The organism is Paraflavitalea speifideaquila (genome assembly GCF_032395985.1).
Taxonomy (GTDB): Bacteria; Bacteroidota; Bacteroidia; order Chitinophagales; family Chitinophagaceae; genus Paraflavitalea; species Paraflavitalea speifideaquila.
This window is the reverse complement of record NZ_CP135920.1, coordinates 7517246-7540150: the sequence shown is the minus strand read 5'-3', so window position 1 is coordinate 7540150 and position 22905 is coordinate 7517246. Positions and strand designations below refer to the sequence as shown.

Sequence of the window (22905 nt, the reverse complement as noted above, 5' to 3'; positions counted from 1 at the left end):
GGTTATAGCTGCCTGGGCTTCTTCAGCAGAAGCATAAGGTACCGGAGATTGGGCAATGATGTTTGCCGGGGAACAAGACTTATGCCCGGATCATGCAGTGAAACTATAAAAGAATCTATAGAAAAATTACCTGGAAAGAGTCCGGACTTTATTGTATCATTTATACCATCTGAGGCTAAGGAAATCGCCGTGTTCTCGACATTGTCGGAATAGGTGTTCTGAGATTCAAGTAAAACGGGACTGCCGGGGTTAGTGGTTGACCGCAGGCGAAATTGCTTACTAAAAGGTGGGGGAGCCGCGGCATTAAATATATCAAAATAATCGCTGACCGGGTTAATCAGTTTTCTGCGTTCTCCCCTGATATTTATACCGAGCAGATGATATAGTCTCGCTTCCAGTGAAGAAAGACTGTATTTCAGCCATAGACTCAACACCATTTGCCGTATTACCGGAATATCGGTTTCTGCATCGATCACGGTAGCATATGTCCTGTTGCTTATTGCGATCGATGGCTCTCCGGACGCCCAGCGTAAAGCAATTCGCTGAAATCCATTTGAATCAGCTTCAGTGGTATAATTTAATACAGAAGTGGCAAGCACCATGGCGGCTTCAGCCGTTGCTCCCGCACTTATTTTATTTGTTTCAGACACCGATTGCCGGAAAATTATGTTTTCATTCTCATCAAGTATTTGCCACGTAAAAGAAAAGCCAGTGGGCGAAGGGATTATTTTTACGAGGCGGTTGTTTCGCCACGCGGGATGACCAAAGGCCTGGGCACGGTTTTTTCAAGATCAGGAAGCGCGTAATAATAATCAGCTTTTAATTGCAGCAGAGCACGCGATGCTGAAGACATTAAGGAGCCAGGATTGGAATATTTTTGCCGGTAGATCAGCCATGAGAAGGCCTGCATGTCTTCGCCCAGCCTTCCGAGCAAATGATCCAGCATTTGATGTCGCCTGGTTAAAAATTGATCTTCCGTTTCCGGATATTTCTTCAGGATCTGCCTGTAGGGATTATCGGCATCATTTATAAAATCCTCCCAGCTCGTATAAGATGGCGCCAATGGCAACAGCAGATCTGACGCTGCCGGAACGTTATAGAGCGGCAATTGATAAAGCGTTGTAGTGGCAGTAGCATTAGCCGAGAACAAGGCGTTTACATGAGCTAGTTGCATAAAATAACCAGCTAAAACCTGCTCAAAAGGAATAAGTACCCCTGGAGTTGTTTGGCCTGACCCAACCGCTGTACCGAAGCGGCAACAGGAGTCCCTGCCTTACCCACACCATAAGTTACAGGTAGATCATTTTGCATGGAATAGTAATCACCAATGGCTAAAGTTTCGCCCGGTGGTATAGGAATATCTGTTGGCGTATCTGGGGAAATGGCATTTGTGAAATCGGCCGCGTTGATCTTTTCATTATAAAGGTCAAGCACTTTGTTTAAATCGTAGCTTACAACGGTATTGTTACGTGTTACCGTGACGTTGCATTTCTCCAAACTGAGCTGCGGAATATAGCGTGAGCTGTTGATCAGTTGCAGGCAATCTCTTGCGCTGGTCGTGATGCTTCTGTTATCAAGGTAAAGTGACAGGCTTACATTGGTTACCGAAATCACAGGTCTGTTCTCCTCATCTTCCCTTGTTTGAATGTCAGTTCCGGTCCCCATTTGCATAATGAGGCGAATGATGTCAGAAACATACAGGGTTTTAGATGGAAGATTACTGGCAAGTAGAGCATCCTGGATGAAGCCATGTTTAAGCAATGGTCCTTCGAAAATGGTTTCGGTCGGTAGGTTGTTTCGTAAATCGGAAAGCAATTGAGGAAATACCTGCGGAGAAATGTATTGATAAACAGAATAGAAGATGTTGGCAAGAAGGCTTTCAATGCCTGTCCCTGCGCCCATTTCAATAATGGCTGAAATGGCTACTTCCTGAATTCTGACTGAACGGTAGGTTGAAAACGTTTCGCAAAGATTGCGGTAATTGTTTAGATAACTGCGGATGCGATGACTGGCTTCAAATGCCATCATCACTCTATGGTTATACTGCTTTAGCAAAGGTGGATTTGGTGATGGCGTAATAAGGCTTGCGGCAGTTGCCGTTAAAATAGCATCCTTTGTTGTTGAAGATACCCCGTTCAAAGAACTGACAATTCTTAAAACAATTGGCCAGGTTGCAGGAGTGCCATCCCACAAAAATTTTAAGAAACTAAAATAAGAATCCGTTCCCGATATTGGTTTCCATGGATTGGCTGTGTTGGGATTAAACTCTAAACCAGTTATGGTCACATCGTTCTGAAAAGGCGCCGCTTCCGGATCATCCCAATATGGGAAAGCGATTTCAATTTCGTATTGACTGGCTGATACTGTTACTTCCGTTCTAAGGATGTTGGAATTGGGATCGTTGCTTTCAGCTACCGGACTGGTGGTGATATTATTAATCTGCGAATTAAATTGTTGCAACACACTTAGCCTGCCTGCCGGAGTTCCACTAATAACTGATACCCATGCCCGCTTAATCACCGGATGATCGAGCAGCACTTTTTGAAAATCAGTTAAAGATACGGGGGAGGAGGGCAAAACCTGTGAACAGGTAAAAAAATCCTGCGGGGTTGTTTGCTGCCCACTGGTTAGCAAATTGGCTATATATGTATAAATATCTTCTTTGCTGTCAAAGGTAGAATCGGCGCCAGCTTGCAGGCCGGCTTCTGTAAGCGCATAGCATACTGTTTCAAGCAGGGTGATGCCCGGATCATGCAGGTTATGATTCGTCCATGTTGCAGCGGCAAGCTGTTGAATAAGCTGTATTCCTTCTTGCCGCAAAAAGTTGAAATTTTTACTGTTTCGCAGCAAATTGTTCAGGCTGATTTTGACAGGATTATCCATGCTTCATCATTAATGGTTGTTGGTTGCTTCTGCTTTTGCTACCCATTGCGTTTCTGCCTGTTTCCTGATGTTGTCCACCATTCCCACTACCTGCACATAAGGCAATTGCCCCAGCGCAGTTAATACCAAATTGACCTCATCAATGGTCAGTTCCAGATGAATTACTGGTTTGTCGTTTTTCATTTTTTTGGGTTTTTCTAGTTTTTCCAATCGGTCATTAAGTTCCTTAATGGCGTTTATGAACATAAAAACCAAGGGAGTTAAGTCGTGTGTTAAGACCTCCTCTTCTTTCGAATCTTCAGGATTGAGTTTTTGAAATTGCGAAATAACTAACTCTGGCATTACCTTTTTGACGTCCTGAGCTATTAAACCGATATAATCGATACCATTATCAACGGTACCACCCTTACCATTAAATTTGTACACAACGGGGTCAAATAACAAAAGCTTTTGCAATCCTTCGTTGAATGAGCGAATATCTTTTTACGCGTTGGTCGGATGTTGCGCCCCAAAGACCACCATTAGTTTTCTGCGCACCACCGTTCACAAGTAATGCCGGAGTTGCTGTTGCGCTTCCGCTATTATCACCCACCAATGTCAGCGCCGGGGACCCTGTACCGCCTGTAGTTATATTAGTGATGGACACTGTACGTCCCTGATTCGGGAGAACAGATCCAATACTCATATTTCCGCTGACGGCTATACTTGTTGTTGGCAAAAGCTGAATATCCCCGTCTCTTGTAATCAGGAATTTATCGACGTCATTTATCGCTAATGATAATCCAGAGTTAAGAGCATTGGTCGCGTTAATTTTTGTTTTACCAACAGCATCCTGAAATAAGGCATATGCTCCGGGATTTGTTGCTAGTGCGTTTGCATTTCCGGCATTACCAATATAAGCTCCCGGTTTCGCAAGCGGGCCCGTGTGAACAACGAGATTCCCCAATAATACTTCCTGCCCCGCATCTGTGTTAGCATTAAGCGGCACTTCGAGGCGATGAGTAGGTTGTGACGGTGAAACGAACTTCCCGATCCCCACATTGCCTCCACCAAACGAAACTGCAGGACCAGCACCAACAGGCAGAAAGGCGCCGGCGCCACCGGAAATATCTTTGAAATCATTAACGCCTGGATCGTAGTACTGCACATGGGAACCATTGAACCGCAAAGTTCCGGGTACACCACCAGGGCCTCCGGCCGGATTTCCAAGTGTAAGGCCGGTGGTTGATGCTACTACCAGGTTTTTGCCATCATAAGACAATCCATCTTCACCTTGATGTATAAATGACAACCAGGCGCTGGCAAAATTCTCACCGGTTGGACGTTCTCCATCGCTGAATAGATTATCTAATGTTGTTCTGCTTAGTTTCGTTGCTGCCATATTTTCATTTTATAAATTATTATTAAATAGGTATAAAGTCTAATCCAACGATCATCTCACCGATTCCAAGAGAAGTAACACCGCTGCACTCAAAGCTGCCTTCCTGCAAAGTATCAATACGGTGAGTCACATTGGAGGCCAGGATCGCATCGGGGCGGGTGGCAGTTGCAATATCAACCGGATTGCCTATCACAAAGTCCACTCCGATCGTAGTTCCGGCATAGGTACCTGATCCATCGGAGCTGGCAATGGTGGCGGAAGGTTTTATGCCAACAATAAAATCCGTACCTATTATCATACAACCAATTCCGGAAGTGGTATCTGTTCCCCGGAAACGGTGATACAGCTGAAAATTTATAACATGATCCACATAGTCGCGACCTTCAATAAAGGCCAGGATCTCTGACCGGTATATTTTTCCGACGAACGTAATGTCTTTCCCTTCCTCATAAGCCCATGGACTCAGAAAGCGACGGAGATCCCCTTCCAACTGGTTCGTGTAAAACCCCGGATCCTTTCCGGTCATAAAAGCCACTTTGCAATTAACCAATAGTGTTTCATAGACCGGGTTGCACACGTACACCTTGTCGGCCGTCAGAAATGGGGAAGGGTTGTTATCAACAATGAATTGCCTGATTTCATCCAGGTAAGCGAGATTGCTTGTGGGTTGCAGGAGATTTCCCACATTTCCATGCCGCACATCGGGAATAACCACCAGTTTTACGCTTCCCGGCTTAAGGTTATTGAAGTCATCTATGTAGTTAGTATATGAAAGACATTTTGCTTTGAACAGTCCGGGAAATTGCTGCAGCACGATCCGCTCATAATCCCAGCCAGCTACTGTTCTGTTGCGGTGTCTCAACCGTTCGCTGATGCGCACATAAAAATCTGCATCCGTTTCGGCAGCCAAACCATCAAAGGAAGGATAGTTCTGTTTTACTGTTTTAATAGCCGATGCTTTTGTAACCAATTGCTTAATGGTCCCGGGCAGCAGCGTGGAGATAGCGTCGCCCTCATTGACTATCCTGGTGGCTGAAGCAGCCTGCGCCACAATCGCCAAAACGTCACTTGCACCGTCAGCATTCTGGCGAGCGGTTACTTTCAACCAGCAAAGTCCTGGGGGCATTAAAGTAGCCGATAGATCAGCATCCGGGGCCACGCTAACCTGAATGATCCCGGGCTTTTGAAAAGTGCCGGTGGTGTCGCGTTGTATATCGGGAGCAGCAATTGGCCGCCATGTATTATCGAGTAAGTAGCTCCATGTAATATTCTCTTTTCTTAACAAGACATTTCCTGGCATACTGCCGCTTTCCATTTGAAAAAGAAGTGGCAGGATTTGCGGTGGCAGGCACTTGTTGATCCCTACATACAGCACACCAACCTTGTTGCCTGATATAGAAGCAGCAGGAACAGGTAATGCAGGGATAAGCCTGGCTGGAATATTGGCATTACATTCGGCATTGCCAAAGGCATCAAGTATGAAAAATTGATCGGCACCATCCGGTAGTGAAGGCGTAAAACTTTCCTTCGCCTTATAACCCAAAGTAACCGATTTCAAGGTTGGCGTGTAAGGTTGATTTGGTAATAGTATGCTGTCATCATCAGGGTGAGCGCTTAGCTTCACAGCTTTAACTGCATATATACTTGGGAAAGCTCTATGCCCGAAAGCCTCGAAGGGTGCATAGGAAGGTGAGTTTCCAATGTCACCCGGTGTGGGTCCACTCAATTGAATTGAAATAAAACCCTGATAAACTGTTGGAGCGTATTCCTTCACAGTACCCAAATACGGATCGCGGATATAACCTGATTGCTGTATTTCGGATTCAAAAAAGGATCCCTCTGTTGTGATTTTTCTCAGATTGGAACTGGAAATTCCATCAAAAAGCGGTTGAATATTCCCGGTTATAATGTGGAAAGCGCCTGCTCTCAATATATACATGTTACAGGTGAACTGACCGAAATTAATTTGAGTGTTATTGTATCCTGCATAATAAGCCTGAAAGTCGGCGGGTGGATCCTGCCAATTTAATGTTACGGTAATGGATTCTACAGTTTTGCTGAATGCCTCGCTACTCCCTATGTAAAAGTTGTTGCCAATACGCGGAAATGAAGTGAATGGCAGAATGGGCTTATTAACAGGTTGCAGGCTTTCATCATTTTGCAGCACAAGATCTTTCATTCCATCAGCACTTACTTCGATGTCAACACTGCTTACGGCAAACTTGTCGAGAGATTCTAATTGAAAACTATACGGTCTGAGAACACAGCGGAGTACAGGCCATCCGGTAATAAATCCGTCACCGTGCAACTTATCGTTATAAGGGACCACCGGAGCATCCTTCCCGGTTAAATTTGTCGTAAGTATAAGCGTTATGTCATTTGTGTCTTTTTATAAGTCTGAAAGAAGACAGGAGACGTCCATCCTTTATCTCCTGTAAGAGAGATGTCAAAGCAGGCAGGCAAAAAAACGGTAGATCATCTATCGAAAAGCCAGGTGCGGCTGTTAAATTGATGGTTATCGTTATTGTGCGTGTGCCCTCCGCCAGAAGCAGCGCGGGCGATGCTATGGCGAATCCAAGCCTTGCTTCTACCATATTTCTAACTTCCGGAGCCATCGAAAGCTGCGAAGTTCCAAATGGACGCCAGCCGCTACTAAGCGAAGACTTCACTAAAGTTGCGTTGTTTGCTATAAATGCTATCGCGCGGCCGTTCTGCTGATCGAAATACAATGATCTCAGCGACTTAACAGCTGCATGAGTAATTACAATTTCATTATCCAGAGAATATCTTAGCGGTTTTCCTGAGCTGTCTTTGCCTGCATCTAACAACCCATCTTTCTGCTTCAGCCGATATGAGGTTATGGACTTGTTCAATTCGAATACTACGTGCACCTTGTCTGGTTGAGCAGGCCTGGGATTTAATTGTAAAACCTTTTTATAATAATAATTGAGATGTTTAGTCACCAGTTGGTTCATATCCTGTTGCGCAATGGCGTACAAACGCAGGAATGCCATTAACAGTGCCAGATGTGGTGGCCAGTCATTTCTGGAAACCATGAGTTGGTTTAGCTCGTCATCACCCATAATGTTTCCACCAGACTTCAGAAAATTGAAGAAGCCAGACCAGTCTGCTTCAGGTGTATTGAACAGACCGTAAAAGCTGATCTGTTTCGACAACTGATAGAGAAAATAGATAAGATCACTTTTGACCGGCCATCGAGTTGCACAGAATCCGGATCCAATGCAAGCAATTTCCGTTGCAATTGGTTTACACCATCTGTGCTTTGCAGATACTGATATATCTTATCAGGGTCTATCATTGTCAAATTTCAGAGAGGTAAAAAGGAAATACCAGGTTGCCTCTTGTATTAGTGCTTCTAACAGTATAATTCACTGTAATAATTATTAGCCCGTTCGTATTACTGGATTCCAGATCTATTTTGTCAACATTGATCCTTGGTTCGAAATACAAAATGGCATTTTGTATCAGTTCACGCATTTCTGTTTTAAGTGTAGTGTCGAGTTGCTCAAAGATCATTGCGTCAATGTTGCATCCGAACAATGGTTGCATTACTCTTTCACCTAATCTTGTTGCAAGCAATACCTGCAGGCTGCTTTGAATGTCGTCTTCGCCCTTAAGCATCTGCACTTCGCCAACCACATTATCAAATACCGGAGGAAAACTCCATCCAATTCCTAAAAATGATTTTTCCTGGTTCATGTCTATCCGATTAAAACAGTAAAACAACCTATTATTATTGTACCCCCATGGGCCATTGAATCACCCATTCTTGCGGCAGGTTTTCCGCCTATTAATACTGTTGCAGAGCCCGTAACTATTGAATCAGGAGGGCCTGTACATATGGCCATGTCGCCCACGCATGCTGCCGGCATACCTCCAATTAAAACAGTAGAACATCCCGGACCTGAAATTGGGCCGCCTACATGCGGCACAGGGCCGGTTGACATAGGGCACACATGCATATCTGTAACTCTTGCTGCAAAAGGCATATCTTTTAATTTATTTGTACCAGTGATCCTTTTAATTTGGCAATCGCACTGCTTGCAAGTTCTATTCCTGCAGTTCCATCGGCTTTAAAACTTGCCTGCGCTGTATTTTTAATATCCTTACCCTGTATCTCGATATCGTCGTTAGTTTTAAGCGTAATTTTCTTCTTACTTTCTATGGTAATACCGTCAGCATTTAATGTTATTTTATTGCCATTCTCATCTTCCAGCTTTATCACTCCGGCATCTTCATCCATCGTTACACTTTTACCAGCCGGTGTTTCGATGGTCACCGATTTTTTATCGTCATTAAATATCATTTTCATTTCGCTACGGGATATGTATCCCTTCTCGTTGTTTTCATCTTTTGCGGGTGATGGTGAAGGTTTGTTGCTGCTGTTCAACCCACCTAATACGACCGGTTTACGGGGGTCATTATTTAAGAAACCAACTATAACCTCATCACCTACTTCCGGTCTGAAAAAAGTGCCCCGGTTATCACCCGCGTCCACACAGGCTACCCTGGCCCATACACCTGTTTCATTATTGTCAATGATTGGTATCTTAATTAATATCCTGTCTTCACCTTCAGGATCTGATTCCAACTGCGATACTATGCCTATTTGTAAACCTTGTATAGCGGGCAGCATGCCCGATGCGGGCGGGGCATTTGCCGGATAGGAGTGGATATACCAGTCAGGAGAAAGACCGAACTGCGCATCGGTGTGCCAGGTGCCTTCAGTTATTTCATGACGGACCGCAGAGACGTATACATTGCCATTCATTCTGTCACCCAACCCTTCCAACGCGAGTGTATCTCCCGGATTCAATGCTGACGACCCCATAAAGCCTACCCGCCCTCTTATTTTTGATAACCTGCTTTTTAAGAACTGCGCGTCTGCCCATGCCTGCAACTCTTCCTGTGGAATCATACCCGTATGTTTCAGGCTCAAAGCATCCAATCCTATAACCGCCGCAAGATCTGCCGGTGTTATATTTCCGTTGCCATCCATGGCGGGGTCTGTTGCATTTGTTTCTGCAATATCAAAGTTTGTCGTATCCCAGGTAGCAGCTTTTACCGCCTGGTATTGGGTTCTTGCATCCATGGTAGCGTCAAAGTCTGTAATGTCATTTCCGTAAGTCAGCGTTAATGCAGGAACTGCTTCTAAAGCAGGCGCTTTTATTTGAATAGCTCCATCATTATTAATGCAAATTTTTCCATTTACTTCTGCACGCGATAAAATAAAATCCCAGTCGGTACAATTGAATTGTACAAGTGCCTTTGTGTTACACTGGAAGCTTCGATAGCTGCATCCAGACTATAGGTGCCGATTATTTCTTCTATAACATCACTATCTGTTTTATCAACAAAATATTTATTCTTTGTACCGACGGTAAGTTTTACTGCTTTGTCCTTGCAATCTAGTACCAGCGTTGAATTCCCGTTTCGCCTTATCTTAATCCCATGTTTGATGATTATACCTTTGAAGATGGGTGTTGTATCGGTTCGGTAGCCTGCTGAAATTTCAATCTCTTTCCCGGGAATAAATGTCTCTTCGTTGCTGATCTCAAAGTCCTGACTGGAGGCGCTGCCATCCTGAATAATGATATTGGCTGACGATATCTTATTGATCTCTTTGGTTACTACTATAGATATGACGCCATATATATTAGATATGGCTTCCCATCAATCTTAATTGAGAATGATACGAGCCCGCCCGTTAATGTTCCGTTTAATGTACTAACAGCCATTACTTGCTTTTATTGATGGGTGGAAAGAATATTTCAGTTCCCGGCGTAAGGTTCCTGAAATTGACCAGTTTATTTATTCTCGCTACTTCAACATAATAGGAAGCATCACCGTATATCTTATATGTCATTGATGATAAAGTATCACCCACTGCCACCTTTCGTATATGCGTGAGATCGGGTGAATTGGATTTTTTCAAAGCTTCTCTCAGGTTGTCTTCTATTGATCCTGAAAAAGCCGCAGTAGCAACAGCTCTAATAGGGGTTCCGTCGGGTTGAAACAGTTTGTAATTGAATTGAAGACTTGTAAGTTTTCCTGTGAAGGAAAGTGTGCCCCATAATATCTGAACATCTCTTGGTTCATGGATGTCCCCATCGTAGGTAAGCACAATGTTTTTAAATGCTTCAATCTCGGCGAGAATATCATATTTAGGTGCACCTGCAACTGCTGCAGCAATAGCACCTGCAATTGGTATTCCGCTTAATGCTCCGGCCAAACCATCCAGAGGTTTAGGAATAACACCGGTACTATCGAAAATCAGGTCGAATTGAATGGCGGGCGGTGACGTATTATTGTATTGTTGGTTTTTTCCCGGATTACCCTGAGGCGGCGGTGAAGGATTATAATTTACAGTTTGCCGGACAACATAAGTTTCGGGGTTAACTAGTGCCAGATAAACCAGCTCCTTGCCTGATTTATCTTTGGCCTTTATCTTCAACTTTTTTAATTCGCCCGGCATAAGTTATCGTTCCTGTTTTTCTTTTATGATATTCAGTACCTGCTCTACACATACGGCAATTATTTCCTGCATCCTGGTTTCGGAATCTGCGGCTGCGTTCGTTGATTCAGCAGTGGCAATTGTATCCTGAACTGTTGCTTTGATTTGCAGTTCTCTTATCTCTATAGGCATAGTCTACTATTTTTAAAATCCGATGTTTGCATTGATCGAACCCGTTAATGATCCTGCAAGATCCAGAGCAACACTGGAAGGATCATAATATTTAAAGTATTGGTAGCCTAAAGTCATCGTTTGAATCACGAGCTCACTTCTTTCTGCGTTAAAACCGGATATTTCAAATTTCTTGGGGATTGCATTTATGACATACCAATTGTACAACGGAAGATGATCGTCGTTTAAAAGCGAGATCATAACATTGACGGGTTTGAATTGATAATCCTGCATTGCATCCTTGAACCAATCGAGCAATCCCGATCCGAGAAATACGCCTCTTTTTAGTACCAGGTCTGTATAGCTGGTCCTTATCGGCAACTGGTGAACAAACCGGTTCTCCCCTCCCTCCTTTAAAGGTTCTGTTTCCATGGTGACGTTGAGCCCCGATACTTCCTGGAACTTCAGGTCATGAGGTAATTGTGGAAACAATTCAAAAACTACCAGAAAGTGAAACCCTACTGCCGGGTAAGACAGGTCCATATTAATCGTTTTGAATAGTTAACCCTTCATGCGCCAGTTCAATACTTTCCAGGGCTATTTCATTTCCATCTGCCTTGAGATCAGTAGGAGTAACTTTTGTAGGCCATGCATTCTTGATCTTCCATACAACGACCGGCTCATGATTCTCATTAAGCAATGAAACAGTAAGGTTCCTTCTTTCAATGGTATTCAGACTAACTGTATTGAACCACTTATAGAACTCATTGTCCGATTTGAAAGTGCCCCTCTTTAATGTGATGTTTGAAAATTTTCGTTGACCAGGCATTTTGATCTTCGAATATTCGGGGCTTGAACCTTCGCGGTATTCAATTACTTCAGTAGAGATATCGAGCCCGGATACTTCCGTGAAGCCAATCTTTGATCCACCCCATTCAACCAGGAAGTGGAACTTTGGTAGAGGATATTCTGCCATAAAGGGAGTTTTTAAATTGGTTATGGTACTGGTTTCTTATCAGTCAATCATGAGTCCTGCAGCTTATGCATAAATCGAAGTATGATGAACTCTGCTGGTCTCACGGCAGCCATTCCTATTTCAACGATCAGTCTTCCGTCCAGTATATCCTGCGAGGTCATTGTTTGACCAAGGCCGCACTTGACAAAGAATGCATTCTCCGGTTTTGCTCCTGCCAAAGCTCCCTGTCGCCACAAGAGGGTTAAATAATTTTCCAGCATGGCTCTTACCTTCACCCATGTATTGGCGTCGTTTGGTTCAAATACAAAGGGGAATGTGGCTTTCTTTGCAGATTCCTCCACCATGATAAAGAACCGGCGTACTGAGATGAATTTCCATTCACTGCTGTTGCCTTCGAGTGTGCGGGCGCCCCATACTAAAATACCTTTGCCGGTAAACGGGCGGATCGCGTTGACGGATTTACCTGAACCGGGATCGATGTTCATATCATCCTGCTCTTCGTCGGTGATAAAGTCCGTTACATCATAAATGGAATTGACCGATACATTCGCCGGAGCTTTCCATACGCCTCTTGACGCATCTATTTTTGCATAGATGCCGGCCATTGCCGGTGCTGGCGAAAGAGTAGGGCTTAACTGGCTGCGGATGGCATCGAGACATAAATTATACACCGCGTTGTCGGAATTCTTCAACGTATCCAGTGAAACAGGCAATGCACTTACCGAATTGGTGACAACGACAACATCCACATCATAATCATTGAACGTAAAATCAAACGTCGTTTTCAGGTTCGGGTAATAAGCGGCTGCATAATTCAGGTAATCGGTTTTGCCGAATGCCGATCGGAAATGAGCGATCGTGCTCGTCGTATTGGGAACAACTGGTGTTGGAGGCGGTATCGATGGCGGAACAGGCAACGAGTGATGAATATCCATCAGCGTAAACCTATCCTGTAATATTCTGCATTGTTCAATGGCCTGACCGATCAGGCTGTAATAATCGCCTTCACCAGTGATACCCTGTCCTTCAGGGAATACAATGAGCGTTGGTTCGTCGTACGCTTTTAATGCGTCGAGCCCTGCCTGCAGTTCACTGGCATCTATCAATGTAGGCGTAGGAGCAGCGGGCGGACTAAGAGAGGGAGGGCTTGTGGGTACAGTTGTTGCGCCAACAGAAACAATATAGCAGGGACCACCACCATTTTCGAAATAAAGACGAAGGCAATGATGCATATTATGCTTTGACACATCTGTGATCGATGCCTGTGCGATCTGAGAGATGAGTTTGGCTGGCAATACGGATGTATCCATTGTTTTGGTGATGGTAACAGTGATCCCCATTTCTTTTTCGGGAAAGCCGAAGAACTGTTCATAATCTTTCAGTGAAAAAATTTTGGTGGGTATATTCAGCAATGAATCCCCGATTTCATTGACACTCTTTTGTGTGTATCCGATGAAAGCAGGTATGGCAGTAGACACTTGCGCGACGGAGGAAGGAAGCGTTGGTATCTCCGTCGTGTATACACCCGGAGTACGAATTGCCGTTTCATTTATTTGTGACATAAATTTGGAGGTTTTATAATTTATAACTATTTGCTTAAACCGTACTGATAAATTGTATCGCGTAAACAGGGCTTGTCAATTGTTGAGTTGGCCCTCCTGAAAAATCTCGTAGCTCGTATTCACCGCACCGGCGCTCGCAATATCGATGACGGCAAAACAGGGCTTATCGGGATTTACTATATCGGTATTTTTAAAATCGTCGTTATTGACACCGGCGGTGTGCATGCAAATAAATCCTCCCGTTGCGGCGTTTGCCTGGTTGGTGAAATAATAGGTTTGGTGTGCACCCGCAGAAATTACATTGGTCCTGTTCAAAAAATCGATCGACGCTTTGACCAGGAAACGGATCACTACAGGGCTGTCGAATTTAATGAACGGTGTGCGGGGGCCTGAGACCGGCGGAGACAATACTTCGGTGCGGATAAAACATACCAGCGTATCATTGATAAAATGGTAATCCACGCTGTGATTGGTAAACAGGACTTTTGTCGCACGATCTGGCTCGATGGAAATGTTTTGGGCAATAAAGCTATTACGTGAGTTTCCATATGCACTGTGGATGAACCTGACTGTAAAAAGTTCCTTACACAAAAGTTGAATAATATCTCTGTCAGCAACTGCCATTATATAAATTATACGATGATTTGAATTTCTTTTACCAGGCTGCCATCTGTTTCGGTGATGCTATCGATTGTCACCATTTTCATGCGGTACGCCACGGAAGGATGATACCTGCCCCCAAGCATAGACCAAAGCTGGTGCAATTGTTCCAGGTTCAGGCTGATCATTTCCAGTATTAATTTTTCAATGCCGGGATCAAGGGTAGAAGTGTTGGCATGATCAAATACATATTTCTTCTGGAAGAAGCCAATGGTATTTTGTACTATCTCCAATGCTTTTCCATATCCTCCTTCATGCCTCACCGAAGTGAACAATAAAGTAAGGTAGAGATGAACAGCCGGGTTTTTAGTTTGATATCGAGCCCGCTACGAACATAGTTTTGTGGGTCTCGCGAAGTGCGGTTTTCTTCAATATTAATGAGGGAAATGACGATATTGGCATCATCACCGTGAGTGTTCCCGGCCAGTATTTCACCAATATTTCCGAGTTCGGCCGGAACGCCGCCTGCAATCAGCTCTGTGCGAATAGTATCAACTGCCTGAAAAATCATAGCAATAGGTTTAAAAACTAGTATGACACAGCTTGTTCATGGTATGCCATGAACGCCTTACCAAGCGATTTTTCAGAGCCTTTTAATTACCGAAAAGTATAAAATACACTTTTCTCATAAGGTGGGAGTGAAACTACTGATCAAGAGCGTTGGGGTATTTGAAGATAAATTCATTTTAGTATACAACCAATAGTATTTCAAAATTGGGTATTAATTGTTAATAACCGCTGATTTATCCACTACCTGTTAGTGGTATATTAATTAGCCTGCTTATTTATCAGTAATATCAGGAACGAATAATCGTTTTATCGGATGTTATCCCAGTGTTAACGTAAATAAACGAACGAAAAATATTGAGATAGGTATGGCCGTGAATTCTACCTCTTGATAGGCAAATATTTGAAAGTCAAAGGAATGTAAATTTTGTATTGGCAAATAAGGAGTTTATCGAAAACTGACCGTATCTACTCTTAAGGTAATTATATTTTCTGTTGCTATCATTTCGATAGCTGATTTTATCCCTTGGTTGTTACTGTTGCTTAATTTTCTGGGAATTCGTTTGTTGATTTAAGCGAGCGGAGTTTTGTACTTGGTATAGACATGTGTCAAAACCTACAACCTGTTTTATCAGCTCTATAAGAGATCAAACGAAACTTACGAGCAAGTGGTACTTTCATTCCAACTTATCAGGTTTTGGGCGCAACAGTTTTTATGAAAAAGAGTCGACGTTTCTGCTTAAAGCCGAATAACATTACAATCAGAGGTATTTTAGACAAACAAGTTCAGATTATGCAATAGATTTGGGTTGGTTTGCCCGGTCTTATTATTTATAAAATCAATGAGCTGCTGCATTTTTTTCGCCAGTTTCTCCCTCAAATCTATAATCAATAATTCAGTTCTCCAATTCACCCCTTTCCCGATCAAATGGTAAGGTGTATTAAAGATTAGTGAATCCGGCATCTTGTATTGTTCCGGGGTTCCAAGTAAATCAAAGACCTTCGATTCTTTTAAGGCCTTCTCGACCTGATGAATCTGGTCCACTGAATTATCAAATGTTGCCCTCTGGATACCAGGAAAGGAAATAAACAACTGCGTTTTTTTATCTGTCATCAGTTGGAAAAACCTTTCCAATTCAGTAACCACGGTTTTATTAAACGAACCCTTCAGTTGTGGGTATGGTTTTACTTTTTGTGTTGGCTCATTCCAATGTGCATTAGCGTCGCCGTATTGGTTGAATGACGTTCTTGAATACCACTTATCCGGCGTGAACGATACGTACTCGAACGGATTCATTTTGTTACGGATATAATTCGGGATAAATGATATGATTTCAACAACTTGTTGTTTTCTCAATTGTAATATTTCTTTAGAAGACGGGACATCAAGAGCTGTTCGCAATAGCTCTTCACCGCCCAAAGCAAAATCGCCATAGAACTGATCGTATTCTGGGACCACCACCACGATATCTCCTTCACGAATATATTCACGGGTGTGATCGAGCATATAAATCAACCCGATAGTCGCGTGAATGCCGGTATTCACAGGATTTAATTCCAGGGAATCTTTGATCAACAGGCTATTCAGGCCCAAGCTCAGATTAGATCCCCTACAAAAATGATCCTTGGTGATCTCGTGTGCACTAGCAAAGAATCCTTATCAATTTCAGCAAATAACAAGGAAGATTTAGCCCTTGGTGTGGGGGCAAAAGAACAATACTAAGGCCGCCATTACCACAGTTATGGTCAGAAAAAAGTAAGATTGAAAACTAGTTTGCGCATAATCGGTTTTCTTAGAACTGGAAATAGATAAATTCATTCGGAGCCTCAGCATTTTTGATAGCAAAAACTAGGATGGTGATTGTCAGCAGCGAATAGCAGATCCATCTTGCCGGCCTGTACCTGATGAAGTCTATATTTTCCAATGCATAGTAGTGCTCTCTTCCCACCCATTCAACGGTCATAAAAACACGACCAACAGGATCAACTTCCTTGAATAGGTTCCTGAAACCGGCATGCTGAACATGGTCGATGAAAAATAGCTCCCATATATTTGAATCCCGCTGAAACGGTTTCTGCCCTGAAAAAATCCAGGCAAAAGTAGTCAGTGCAAAGGTGAGCAGGATACTGATGGCTTCTTTAACGGTTGGAAGGCATTTACCCTTTGCGTCGATCTCCTGATTATTCCTATTTGTGCTTAAAAAATGAAGGTAAGATGAACAATGCGTTCAGTAGTCCCCAAATGATAAAAGTAAAATTGGCGCCATGCCAGAAACCGCTGACCAGGAAAATAATAAAAGTATTTCTGATTCGCATCCAGGGGCCTCCTTTGCTTCCTCCTAGTGGGATGTATAAATAGTCCCTGAACCAGGAGGATAGAGAAACATGCCAGCGACTCCAGAATTCAGCAATATCTCGGGATAAATAGGGGAATTTGAAATTCTGCAGCAATTCAATTCCCAATAACCTGGCTGTTCCCAATGCGATATCGGAGTACCCTGAAAAATCACCGTAAATCTGAAATGCAAATAATACCACGTTCAACACGAGTGTACTACCTGAATAGCTAGCCTGATCGTTAAAGATCATATCAACAAAGCCTGCACAAGTATCGGCAATTACCACTTTTTTGAATAAGCACCAAAGAATCTGCCTGAGGTCATTCACGCAACTAGGATAACTGAATGCTCTGGGACGCTCAATCTGTGGCAGGAGATGGGTGGCTCTTTCAATGGGACCTGCTACCAATAAAGGAAAAAACTGACAAACACAGAATAATCAACCCAATTGATGGTTGGCCTTATTTTTTTATTATAAAATTCAAATACGTAAGAAAGCCCATGGAATGTGTAAAAGAGATCCCAACAGGTAAAATAATCTGTAGGGTAGAAAAACGAGTACTGTAGCCAAATCGATGAAAAAGAATGCTGAAGGAGTCGATGAAAAAATTATAGTTTTTGAAGAAACCCAAGAAAGACAAATTGATTACTACTGATGTCACTAACCACATTTTCCGCCTGGCACTTGTGGTTGAACGAAAGATCTGGAGGCCTGAATAATAATCAAGAAAGGTTGAAAAAGCGAGCAAAAACAGAAACCGCCAGTCCCAGCAGCCATAAAAATAATAGCTGGCTGTGAGTAGCAGGATATTTTGATAAACAAGTTTTTTTCTGTCAAATAGCCAATATAATGCGAATATAATTGGCAAGAAAACAGCAAAAGACAACGAGTTAAACAGCATCCGTAAAAATATCTGTTTTTCTTATTCGATGAGAATTCTGGTATTAAAACCTGTCAGAATCTATGTTCTATATGATCAACCCCTATGTTCGACTGGTAAGCTGAATCCTTCTGGATTGCTTTAGTAAGGGCCTGCCATCAAGAGTACTGTCAGGGTGCATAGGGTTGAGGTGGTCCGGATTCCGGCAACGAAAGTAGGAAGGGCATTGACCGGCTTTTACGGCGAAAATCCTACCTCCAACCCCAATTAGTGTTTACTTAATGCATCGGAAAATAAAACTTCCCTTTTTACGAGCGCCTGTTAATTGTAAGGGCCTGAAAATAGTCACGACTCTCTACCGGTTGGGTTTATTGCGTTAACTTGCTGATAGATTATCTAATATAAGATTAATTCTAGTTATGCTATTTAATTCGCTGGGTTTTGCGGTTTTCATGCCTATTGTTTTTCTCTTGTATTGGTTGATGGTTAATAAGTCATTGAAAGCGCAAAACCTGTTTTTACTGGTAAGCAGCCTCTTCTTTTATAGTTTCTGGGATTGGCGATTTGTTTTTCTCCTGGTATTTTCCATTTTATTAGATTATTTCACGGGTATTAAAATAGCTGATGCCCAATCGAGGAAAACTAAGCAGTGGTGGCTTTTCATCAGTGTTTTTGTTAACCTAGGCCTCCTGGCATTTCTAAAATACTATAATTTTTTTTGCTGATTCTTTTACTTCCTTTTTGGGATTATTTGGCTTCAAGCCGGACTTTGTAACATTGAATATAATCTTGCCTGTGGGCATTTCTTTCTACACATTCCATGGGCTTTCTTACGTATTTGATGTTTATAATAATAAAATCAAGCCTACTACCAACTTTATTAATTACGCTGTTTTCGTTAGCTTCTTTCCTTTATTAGTAGCAGGACCAATAGAACGTGCTACGCATTTACTTCCCCAGGTATGTAGCTCGCGAAAGTTTAACTACGACCAGGCAGTAAGTGGATTAAAGCAAATACTATGGGGCCTGTTCAAAAAATGGTAATTGCCGATAGTTGTGCTGAATATGCCAATCTTATATTTAATCACTCGTCTGAGTTTTCGGGTATGACCCTGGCTGCGGGCGCCCTGTTTTTCGCATTTCAGATCTATGGCGATTTTTCAGGCTATTCTGATATCGCCCTCGGGACAGCCCGGCTTCTAGGATTTGAGCTGTTGCGTAATTTCTCCTTTCCCTATTTTTCAAGAGACATTGCTGAATTCTGGAGGCGATGGCATATTTCATTATCATCCTGGTTCAGGGATTATTTATATATCCCATTAGGTGGTAGCAAAGGGGCGCGCTGGAAAACGATCAGAAATATCTTCATTATCTTCCTGATAAGTGGGTTTTGGCATGGAGCAAATTGGACATTCATTGCCTGGGGAGCCCTGCATGCCATTTTTATAGTACCGCTCGTATTGTTCAACAGGAACAGGAGACATGTAGATATCGTCGCAAAAGGTAAGTTACTTCCATCCTTCCGGGAAACATTTTTGTGGGGTTAACTTTTGGCCTGGTTGTCTTTGCGTGGATATTTTTCAGGGCCAATAGCATGGGGCATGCGTTTAGCTATATTGATAATATGTTTTCAGGACCATGGTTTGTTGCACCTCCATTTTCTATTCCGAAGTTGTTGCCAGTCATCCTATTCCTGTTTATGAGCATAGAGTGGTTGGGGAGGGAACAGTCCTATGCTATTGCCAATCTGGGCATTAAATGGCCCTGGCTCTTTAGATGGTCGCTGTATGCATTCATCGTATTTTGTATTGGAATGTACATGCAATCTGGAGGAGCGCCATTTATTTACTTTCAATTTTAGTACGGTTGATGAGGCGTTTTATAACCCGATTATCTTTATTCTCCCTGTTTGCAGGGATCACCTATTTTATAGGTGTTATCTTATTTGGTAACTATGCACCCGTTACCCTACGAAAAACCTGATCTATACACCTGTTGATGGTTATGAAAACACTTACTCCCGTTACAAAGATGTGGAAAGGACAAGGAGCATTGATGTGCTGATTGTGGGCTCTTCTCATGCCTATAGAGGGTATGATCCCCGAATTTTCCTGCAAAAGAAAATCCATATTTTTAACTTAGGCAGCAGCACCCAAACGCCTATTCAAACTGAATACCTGCTTAATAAATATTTGAAGCAGTTAAACCCGAAAGTGGTCGTCCTCGATATATATCCAAGGTTATTTGGTAACGATGGTGCTGAATCGATGGTGGATTTGTTGGGGAATATGCCCATTGATAAGAACATGGTGGCATTAACCTGGAAGGTCAATGATATAAGGGGTTACAATTCATTGATCTTTGGGGGTATAGGCAGTTGTTTAATTTGAATAAGAACCTGCCTGAACGAAGAATAATAGGTACAGATACCTACATTGATGGAGGATATGTTCAATCCAGTAGAACTTATAGCCCATCCATAGAGCGCTCTGAGCGCTTTACGATCCAACCAAAGCAAATGGATGCTTTCAACAGGATAATCGATAACCTGCAAGCTGCGAATATTAAAGTCGTATTGGTGCAATGTAATCGGCAACTACAACTACACAGTTTTCGGCAATCAGGAATACATAGAAATCGGCAACAACTGATACATAGTTTTCGGCAACAACGGTGCAGAGAAATCGGCAACAAAGAGTGCAGAGCTTTGTGGGTTAATCAATACCCCATTCATGGCGCTGCCACCGTATTTATCGAAGCTTATGACGTATCACGAAGTACACAGATTATCGAGAGAAGGATTTTCCATCAGTTACATCAGCAATCACCTGGGTTTAAACTGGCGTACTGTAAAGCGCCTGTTGGTGGTAGAGGATGACCGTGATTACGAGGAGATACTGCAACGTGGGGTAGAAAAGGATTGTATATTGGATCGCTACGAAGTGTTTATAAAGTTGAAGCTGGAGCAGTATCCCGACACCTCATCGGCACAGATGCACGACTGGCTGAAAGAACATTACCCTGATCTGCCTTCCGTATCTGTGAGAACCGTATTTAATTACGTATCCCGTGTACGCCAGCGGTACCAGTTAGTGAAAACCGAAGGGGTACGGGTGTATGAGATGGTGCCGGAGACACCTTATGGAGCGCAGGCACAGGTCGACTTTGGGCAGTACAATATGCGTAACACACAGGGTGGTAGGGTTAAAGTATACTTTTTTACACTAGTGCTGTCAAGATCCCGGTATAAGTACGTCTTTTTCTCACAGGAACCCTTCACTGCCATCACCGCTATAGAAGCCCATGAGCATGCCTTTGCCTTTATAGAGGGACTGCCTGATACAGTGGTATACGATCAGGACAGGTTGTTCATTGTAGATGAGAATAAGGGAGATCTGATCCTTACTGAACAGTTCAGGGCCTATAGCAGCCAGCGTAAGTTCAAGCTGCACTTCTGCCGTAAATCCGATCCGGAAAGCAAGGGAAAGGTAGAGAACGTCGTAAAATACGTAAAACAGAACTTCCTGTATAATCGCTCCTTTAGCGATATAGATACCCTGAATGCAGAAGCACTGGCCTGGCTAAGCAGAACAGCCAATGAGTTACCCCATAGTACCACCCGCAAACAGCCCATACAGGAATGGATCATAGAAAAATCCCTGCTTCATCCTTATACGCCACTGGTACTGCAAGGGCCTAAAGGAACGCTTTATGCCGTTCGTAAAGACAACAGCTTCTCCTATAAAGGCAACTTCTACTCTTTACCTTCCAGCACCTATCAGGGACGCGGCAGCCAGGTGCTGCTGGCAAGGCAAGGCACCTGCATTGTTGTCTATAACTTAGAACACCAGGAACTCTGCCGCCATCTGATCAGCTCTGGCAGCGGAGAGAAAATTATTAACAATGATCATCGCCGAGACAAGAGTCCTGCTATACAGGAGCTGGAAGACCAGTTCTGCTCACTGGTCAGTGATGCTGAAGCTGCCGGCAGGTTCATCTCTGCCATCCGGCAGGATAAACCTCGTTACATACGCGACCAGTTACTGCTGCTGATACAGGTGGCGCAGCATTGCCAACCGGTTATTGCAGCGCAGGCATTAGCCTATTGTCTGAAGATTGGAGCAAAAGGAGCTGCCGACTTTAAATCAGTGGTGCTGCATCTGAACAACGAGCTGGAAGATCAGCAAGCCCCTGTAGTGTACCTCAATCCACTAAACCACAAAACACCCACAGAGGCACTAATACAGCCTGACACCAGCTCTATTAACGATTACGATATGTTTTAAACACACACAACAGCAATACATGGAACAAAAACAAATGATCAGGCAGTACTGCCAGCAGTTTAACATGACTGGCGTAAACAAGGTAATAGACGAACTTATTACCGATGCGGAAGCCAGGGCGCTGGGGTATATTGATTATACCCTGGGCTTCCTGACCACCGAAGCAGAGTACCGCAGGCAAAGAGACATCAAAAAGCGGCTAAAACTGGCCACCCTGCCCCGATACTGTGATCTGGCAGCTTATGACCCAGCCTTCACAAATGGCCTTAGTATTACCCGGCTACATCAATTACGGGAGCTACACTGGATGGATCAGATTTTTAATATCATCTTGATGGGGCCATCCGGTACAGGAAAAACATTCCTCTCGGCAGGACTATGCAATGAAGCGGTAAAGAAGGGCTATAAGGCTTACTTCCGCACTATGGACACACTTATCGGCACGCTTAAGATGAAGGAGATTACAGCCTCCGCAAAGGCTGAATACAAGCGTCTTTTAAACGCCCACCTGATTGTAATAGACGACATCATGCTGTTCCCCGTAGAAAAGAAAGAGGCGGTATTACTGTTCAATTTTATTAACCAGGTTTATGAAAAAACATCTTTCATTATTACCACCAATAAAAAACCGGCGGAATGGGCACAGATGCTTAATGATGAGGTGCTGGCAACGGCACTACTGGATAGGCTACTATACCAATGCGAAGTGATTAACCTCACTGGAAAGAGCTACAGGCTTAAAAATCGCAAAACTATTTTTGAAGAACAGAACAACTAAATCTAC

24 protein-coding genes and 2 pseudogenes are annotated in these 22905 nt (G+C 43.2%); 4 read left to right on the top strand and 22 right to left on the bottom strand.

Features of this window, described 5'->3' with window-relative positions:
• Positions 1-2 precede the first annotated feature (2 nt).
• From RS881_RS51640 to RS881_RS51545, 22 genes and pseudogenes are all read right to left on the bottom strand, one after another.
• Positions 3-650, bottom strand: a complete 648-nt coding sequence (locus RS881_RS51640) for a hypothetical protein (RefSeq protein ID WP_315817950.1) — start codon at positions 648-650, stop codon at positions 3-5.
• An 80-nt stretch (positions 651-730) separates the two neighbouring features.
• Entirely contained in the window at positions 731-1108 is a 378-nt protein-coding gene (locus RS881_RS51635) for a hypothetical protein (RefSeq protein ID WP_315817949.1), read from the bottom strand.
• 77 nt (positions 1109-1185) lie between these two features.
• The gene (locus RS881_RS51630) at positions 1186-2883 is read right to left on the bottom strand and encodes a hypothetical protein (protein ID WP_315817948.1); all 1698 of its coding nucleotides are present in this window, start codon (positions 2881-2883) and stop codon (positions 1186-1188) included.
• Positions 2884-2892: 9 nt separating this feature from the next.
• The gene (locus RS881_RS51625; protein ID WP_315817947.1) at positions 2893-3327 is read right to left on the bottom strand and encodes a tail fiber domain-containing protein; all 435 of its coding nucleotides are present in this window, start codon (positions 3325-3327) and stop codon (positions 2893-2895) included.
• The gene (locus RS881_RS51620; RefSeq protein ID WP_315817946.1) at positions 3317-4264 is read right to left on the bottom strand and encodes a hypothetical protein; all 948 of its coding nucleotides are present in this window, start codon (positions 4262-4264) and stop codon (positions 3317-3319) included. Before RS881_RS51620 ends, RS881_RS51625 begins: the two co-directional genes overlap by 11 nt.
• 22 nt (positions 4265-4286) lie before the next feature.
• Complete coding sequence (locus tag RS881_RS51615; RefSeq protein ID WP_315817945.1) at positions 4287-5822, bottom strand: baseplate J/gp47 family protein; 1536 nt, start codon at positions 5820-5822, stop codon at positions 4287-4289.
• 366 nt (positions 5823-6188) lie between these two features.
• A pseudogene (locus RS881_RS62695) lies at positions 6189-6443 on the bottom strand (hypothetical protein); the annotation flags it as partial.
• Positions 6444-6639: 196 nt separating this feature from the next.
• Positions 6640-7440, bottom strand: a complete 801-nt coding sequence (locus RS881_RS51610; RefSeq protein WP_315817944.1) for a baseplate J/gp47 family protein — start codon at positions 7438-7440, stop codon at positions 6640-6642.
• Positions 7441-7585: 145 nt separating this feature from the next.
• On the bottom strand, positions 7586-7984 hold the full coding sequence (locus tag RS881_RS51605; RefSeq protein ID WP_315817943.1) for a gp25 family contractile injection system sheath assembly initiator: 399 nt from the start codon (positions 7982-7984) through the stop codon (positions 7586-7588).
• 2 nt (positions 7985-7986) lie between these two features.
• Positions 7987-8232 (bottom strand): PAAR domain-containing contractile injection system baseplate protein, encoded by a 246-nt coding sequence (locus RS881_RS51600; protein ID WP_315824894.1) that lies wholly within the window; start codon positions 8230-8232, stop codon positions 7987-7989.
• A gap of 47 nt (positions 8233-8279) precedes the next feature.
• A complete protein-coding gene (locus RS881_RS62690) occupies positions 8280-8528 on the bottom strand; it encodes a hypothetical protein (RefSeq protein ID WP_527250447.1) in 249 nt (82 codons plus the stop codon).
• A gap of 69 nt (positions 8529-8597) precedes the next feature.
• Positions 8598-9895: pseudogene (vgrG, locus tag RS881_RS51595) on the bottom strand (type VI secretion system tip protein VgrG); the annotation flags it as partial.
• A gap of 127 nt (positions 9896-10022) precedes the next feature.
• Positions 10023-10760, bottom strand: coding sequence for a CIS tube protein (locus RS881_RS51590; RefSeq protein ID WP_315817942.1), 738 nt, complete (start codon positions 10758-10760; stop codon positions 10023-10025).
• A gap of 3 nt (positions 10761-10763) precedes the next feature.
• The gene (locus RS881_RS51585) at positions 10764-10931 is read right to left on the bottom strand and encodes a DUF5908 family protein (RefSeq protein WP_315817941.1); all 168 of its coding nucleotides are present in this window, start codon (positions 10929-10931) and stop codon (positions 10764-10766) included.
• 12 nt (positions 10932-10943) lie between these two features.
• On the bottom strand, positions 10944-11453 hold the full coding sequence (locus RS881_RS51580; protein WP_315817940.1) for a phage tail protein: 510 nt from the start codon (positions 11451-11453) through the stop codon (positions 10944-10946).
• 1 nt (position 11454) lies between these two features.
• The gene (locus tag RS881_RS51575) at positions 11455-11886 is read right to left on the bottom strand and encodes a phage tail protein (protein ID WP_315817939.1); all 432 of its coding nucleotides are present in this window, start codon (positions 11884-11886) and stop codon (positions 11455-11457) included.
• A 47-nt stretch (positions 11887-11933) separates the two neighbouring features.
• Entirely contained in the window at positions 11934-13448 is a 1515-nt protein-coding gene (locus RS881_RS51570; protein ID WP_315817938.1) for a phage tail sheath family protein, read from the bottom strand.
• Between the two features lie 75 nt (positions 13449-13523).
• Positions 13524-13910 carry a hypothetical protein gene (locus RS881_RS51565; RefSeq protein ID WP_315817937.1) on the bottom strand — a complete coding sequence of 129 codons (387 nt, stop codon included), beginning with the start codon at positions 13908-13910 and terminating at the stop codon, positions 13524-13526.
• Positions 13911-14080: 170 nt separating this feature from the next.
• Entirely contained in the window at positions 14081-14371 is a 291-nt protein-coding gene (locus tag RS881_RS51560; RefSeq protein WP_315824892.1) for a Pvc16 family protein, read from the bottom strand.
• Positions 14368-14619 (bottom strand): hypothetical protein, encoded by a 252-nt coding sequence (locus tag RS881_RS51555; protein WP_315817936.1) that lies wholly within the window; start codon positions 14617-14619, stop codon positions 14368-14370. The genes RS881_RS51560 and RS881_RS51555 overlap by 4 nt, the downstream gene beginning before the upstream one ends.
• Before the next feature lie 768 nt (positions 14620-15387).
• Entirely contained in the window at positions 15388-16191 is an 804-nt protein-coding gene (locus RS881_RS51550; RefSeq protein ID WP_315817935.1) for a hypothetical protein, read from the bottom strand.
• 611 nt (positions 16192-16802) lie between these two features.
• On the bottom strand, positions 16803-17363 hold the full coding sequence (locus RS881_RS51545) for an MBOAT family O-acyltransferase (protein ID WP_315817934.1): 561 nt from the start codon (positions 17361-17363) through the stop codon (positions 16803-16805).
• A gap of 1491 nt (positions 17364-18854) precedes the next feature.
• Here RS881_RS51545 and RS881_RS51540 point away from each other — a divergent pair.
• The 4 genes from RS881_RS51540 to istB all read left to right on the top strand — a co-directional run bounded on the left by RS881_RS51540 (position 18855) and on the right by istB (position 22899).
• Positions 18855-19382 carry an MBOAT family O-acyltransferase gene (locus RS881_RS51540; RefSeq protein ID WP_315817933.1) on the top strand — a complete coding sequence of 176 codons (528 nt, stop codon included), beginning with the start codon at positions 18855-18857 and terminating at the stop codon, positions 19380-19382.
• Positions 19383-19868: 486 nt separating this feature from the next.
• Positions 19869-20225 (top strand): hypothetical protein, encoded by a 357-nt coding sequence (locus RS881_RS51535; RefSeq protein WP_315817932.1) that lies wholly within the window; start codon positions 19869-19871, stop codon positions 20223-20225.
• A 342-nt stretch (positions 20226-20567) separates the two neighbouring features.
• Positions 20568-22121 (top strand): IS21 family transposase, encoded by a 1554-nt coding sequence (gene istA, locus RS881_RS51530; protein WP_315817931.1) that lies wholly within the window; start codon positions 20568-20570, stop codon positions 22119-22121.
• 19 nt (positions 22122-22140) lie between these two features.
• A complete protein-coding gene (istB, locus tag RS881_RS51525; protein ID WP_315817930.1) occupies positions 22141-22899 on the top strand; it encodes an IS21-like element helper ATPase IstB in 759 nt (252 codons plus the stop codon).
• The last annotated feature ends 6 nt before the right edge of the window (positions 22900-22905 follow it).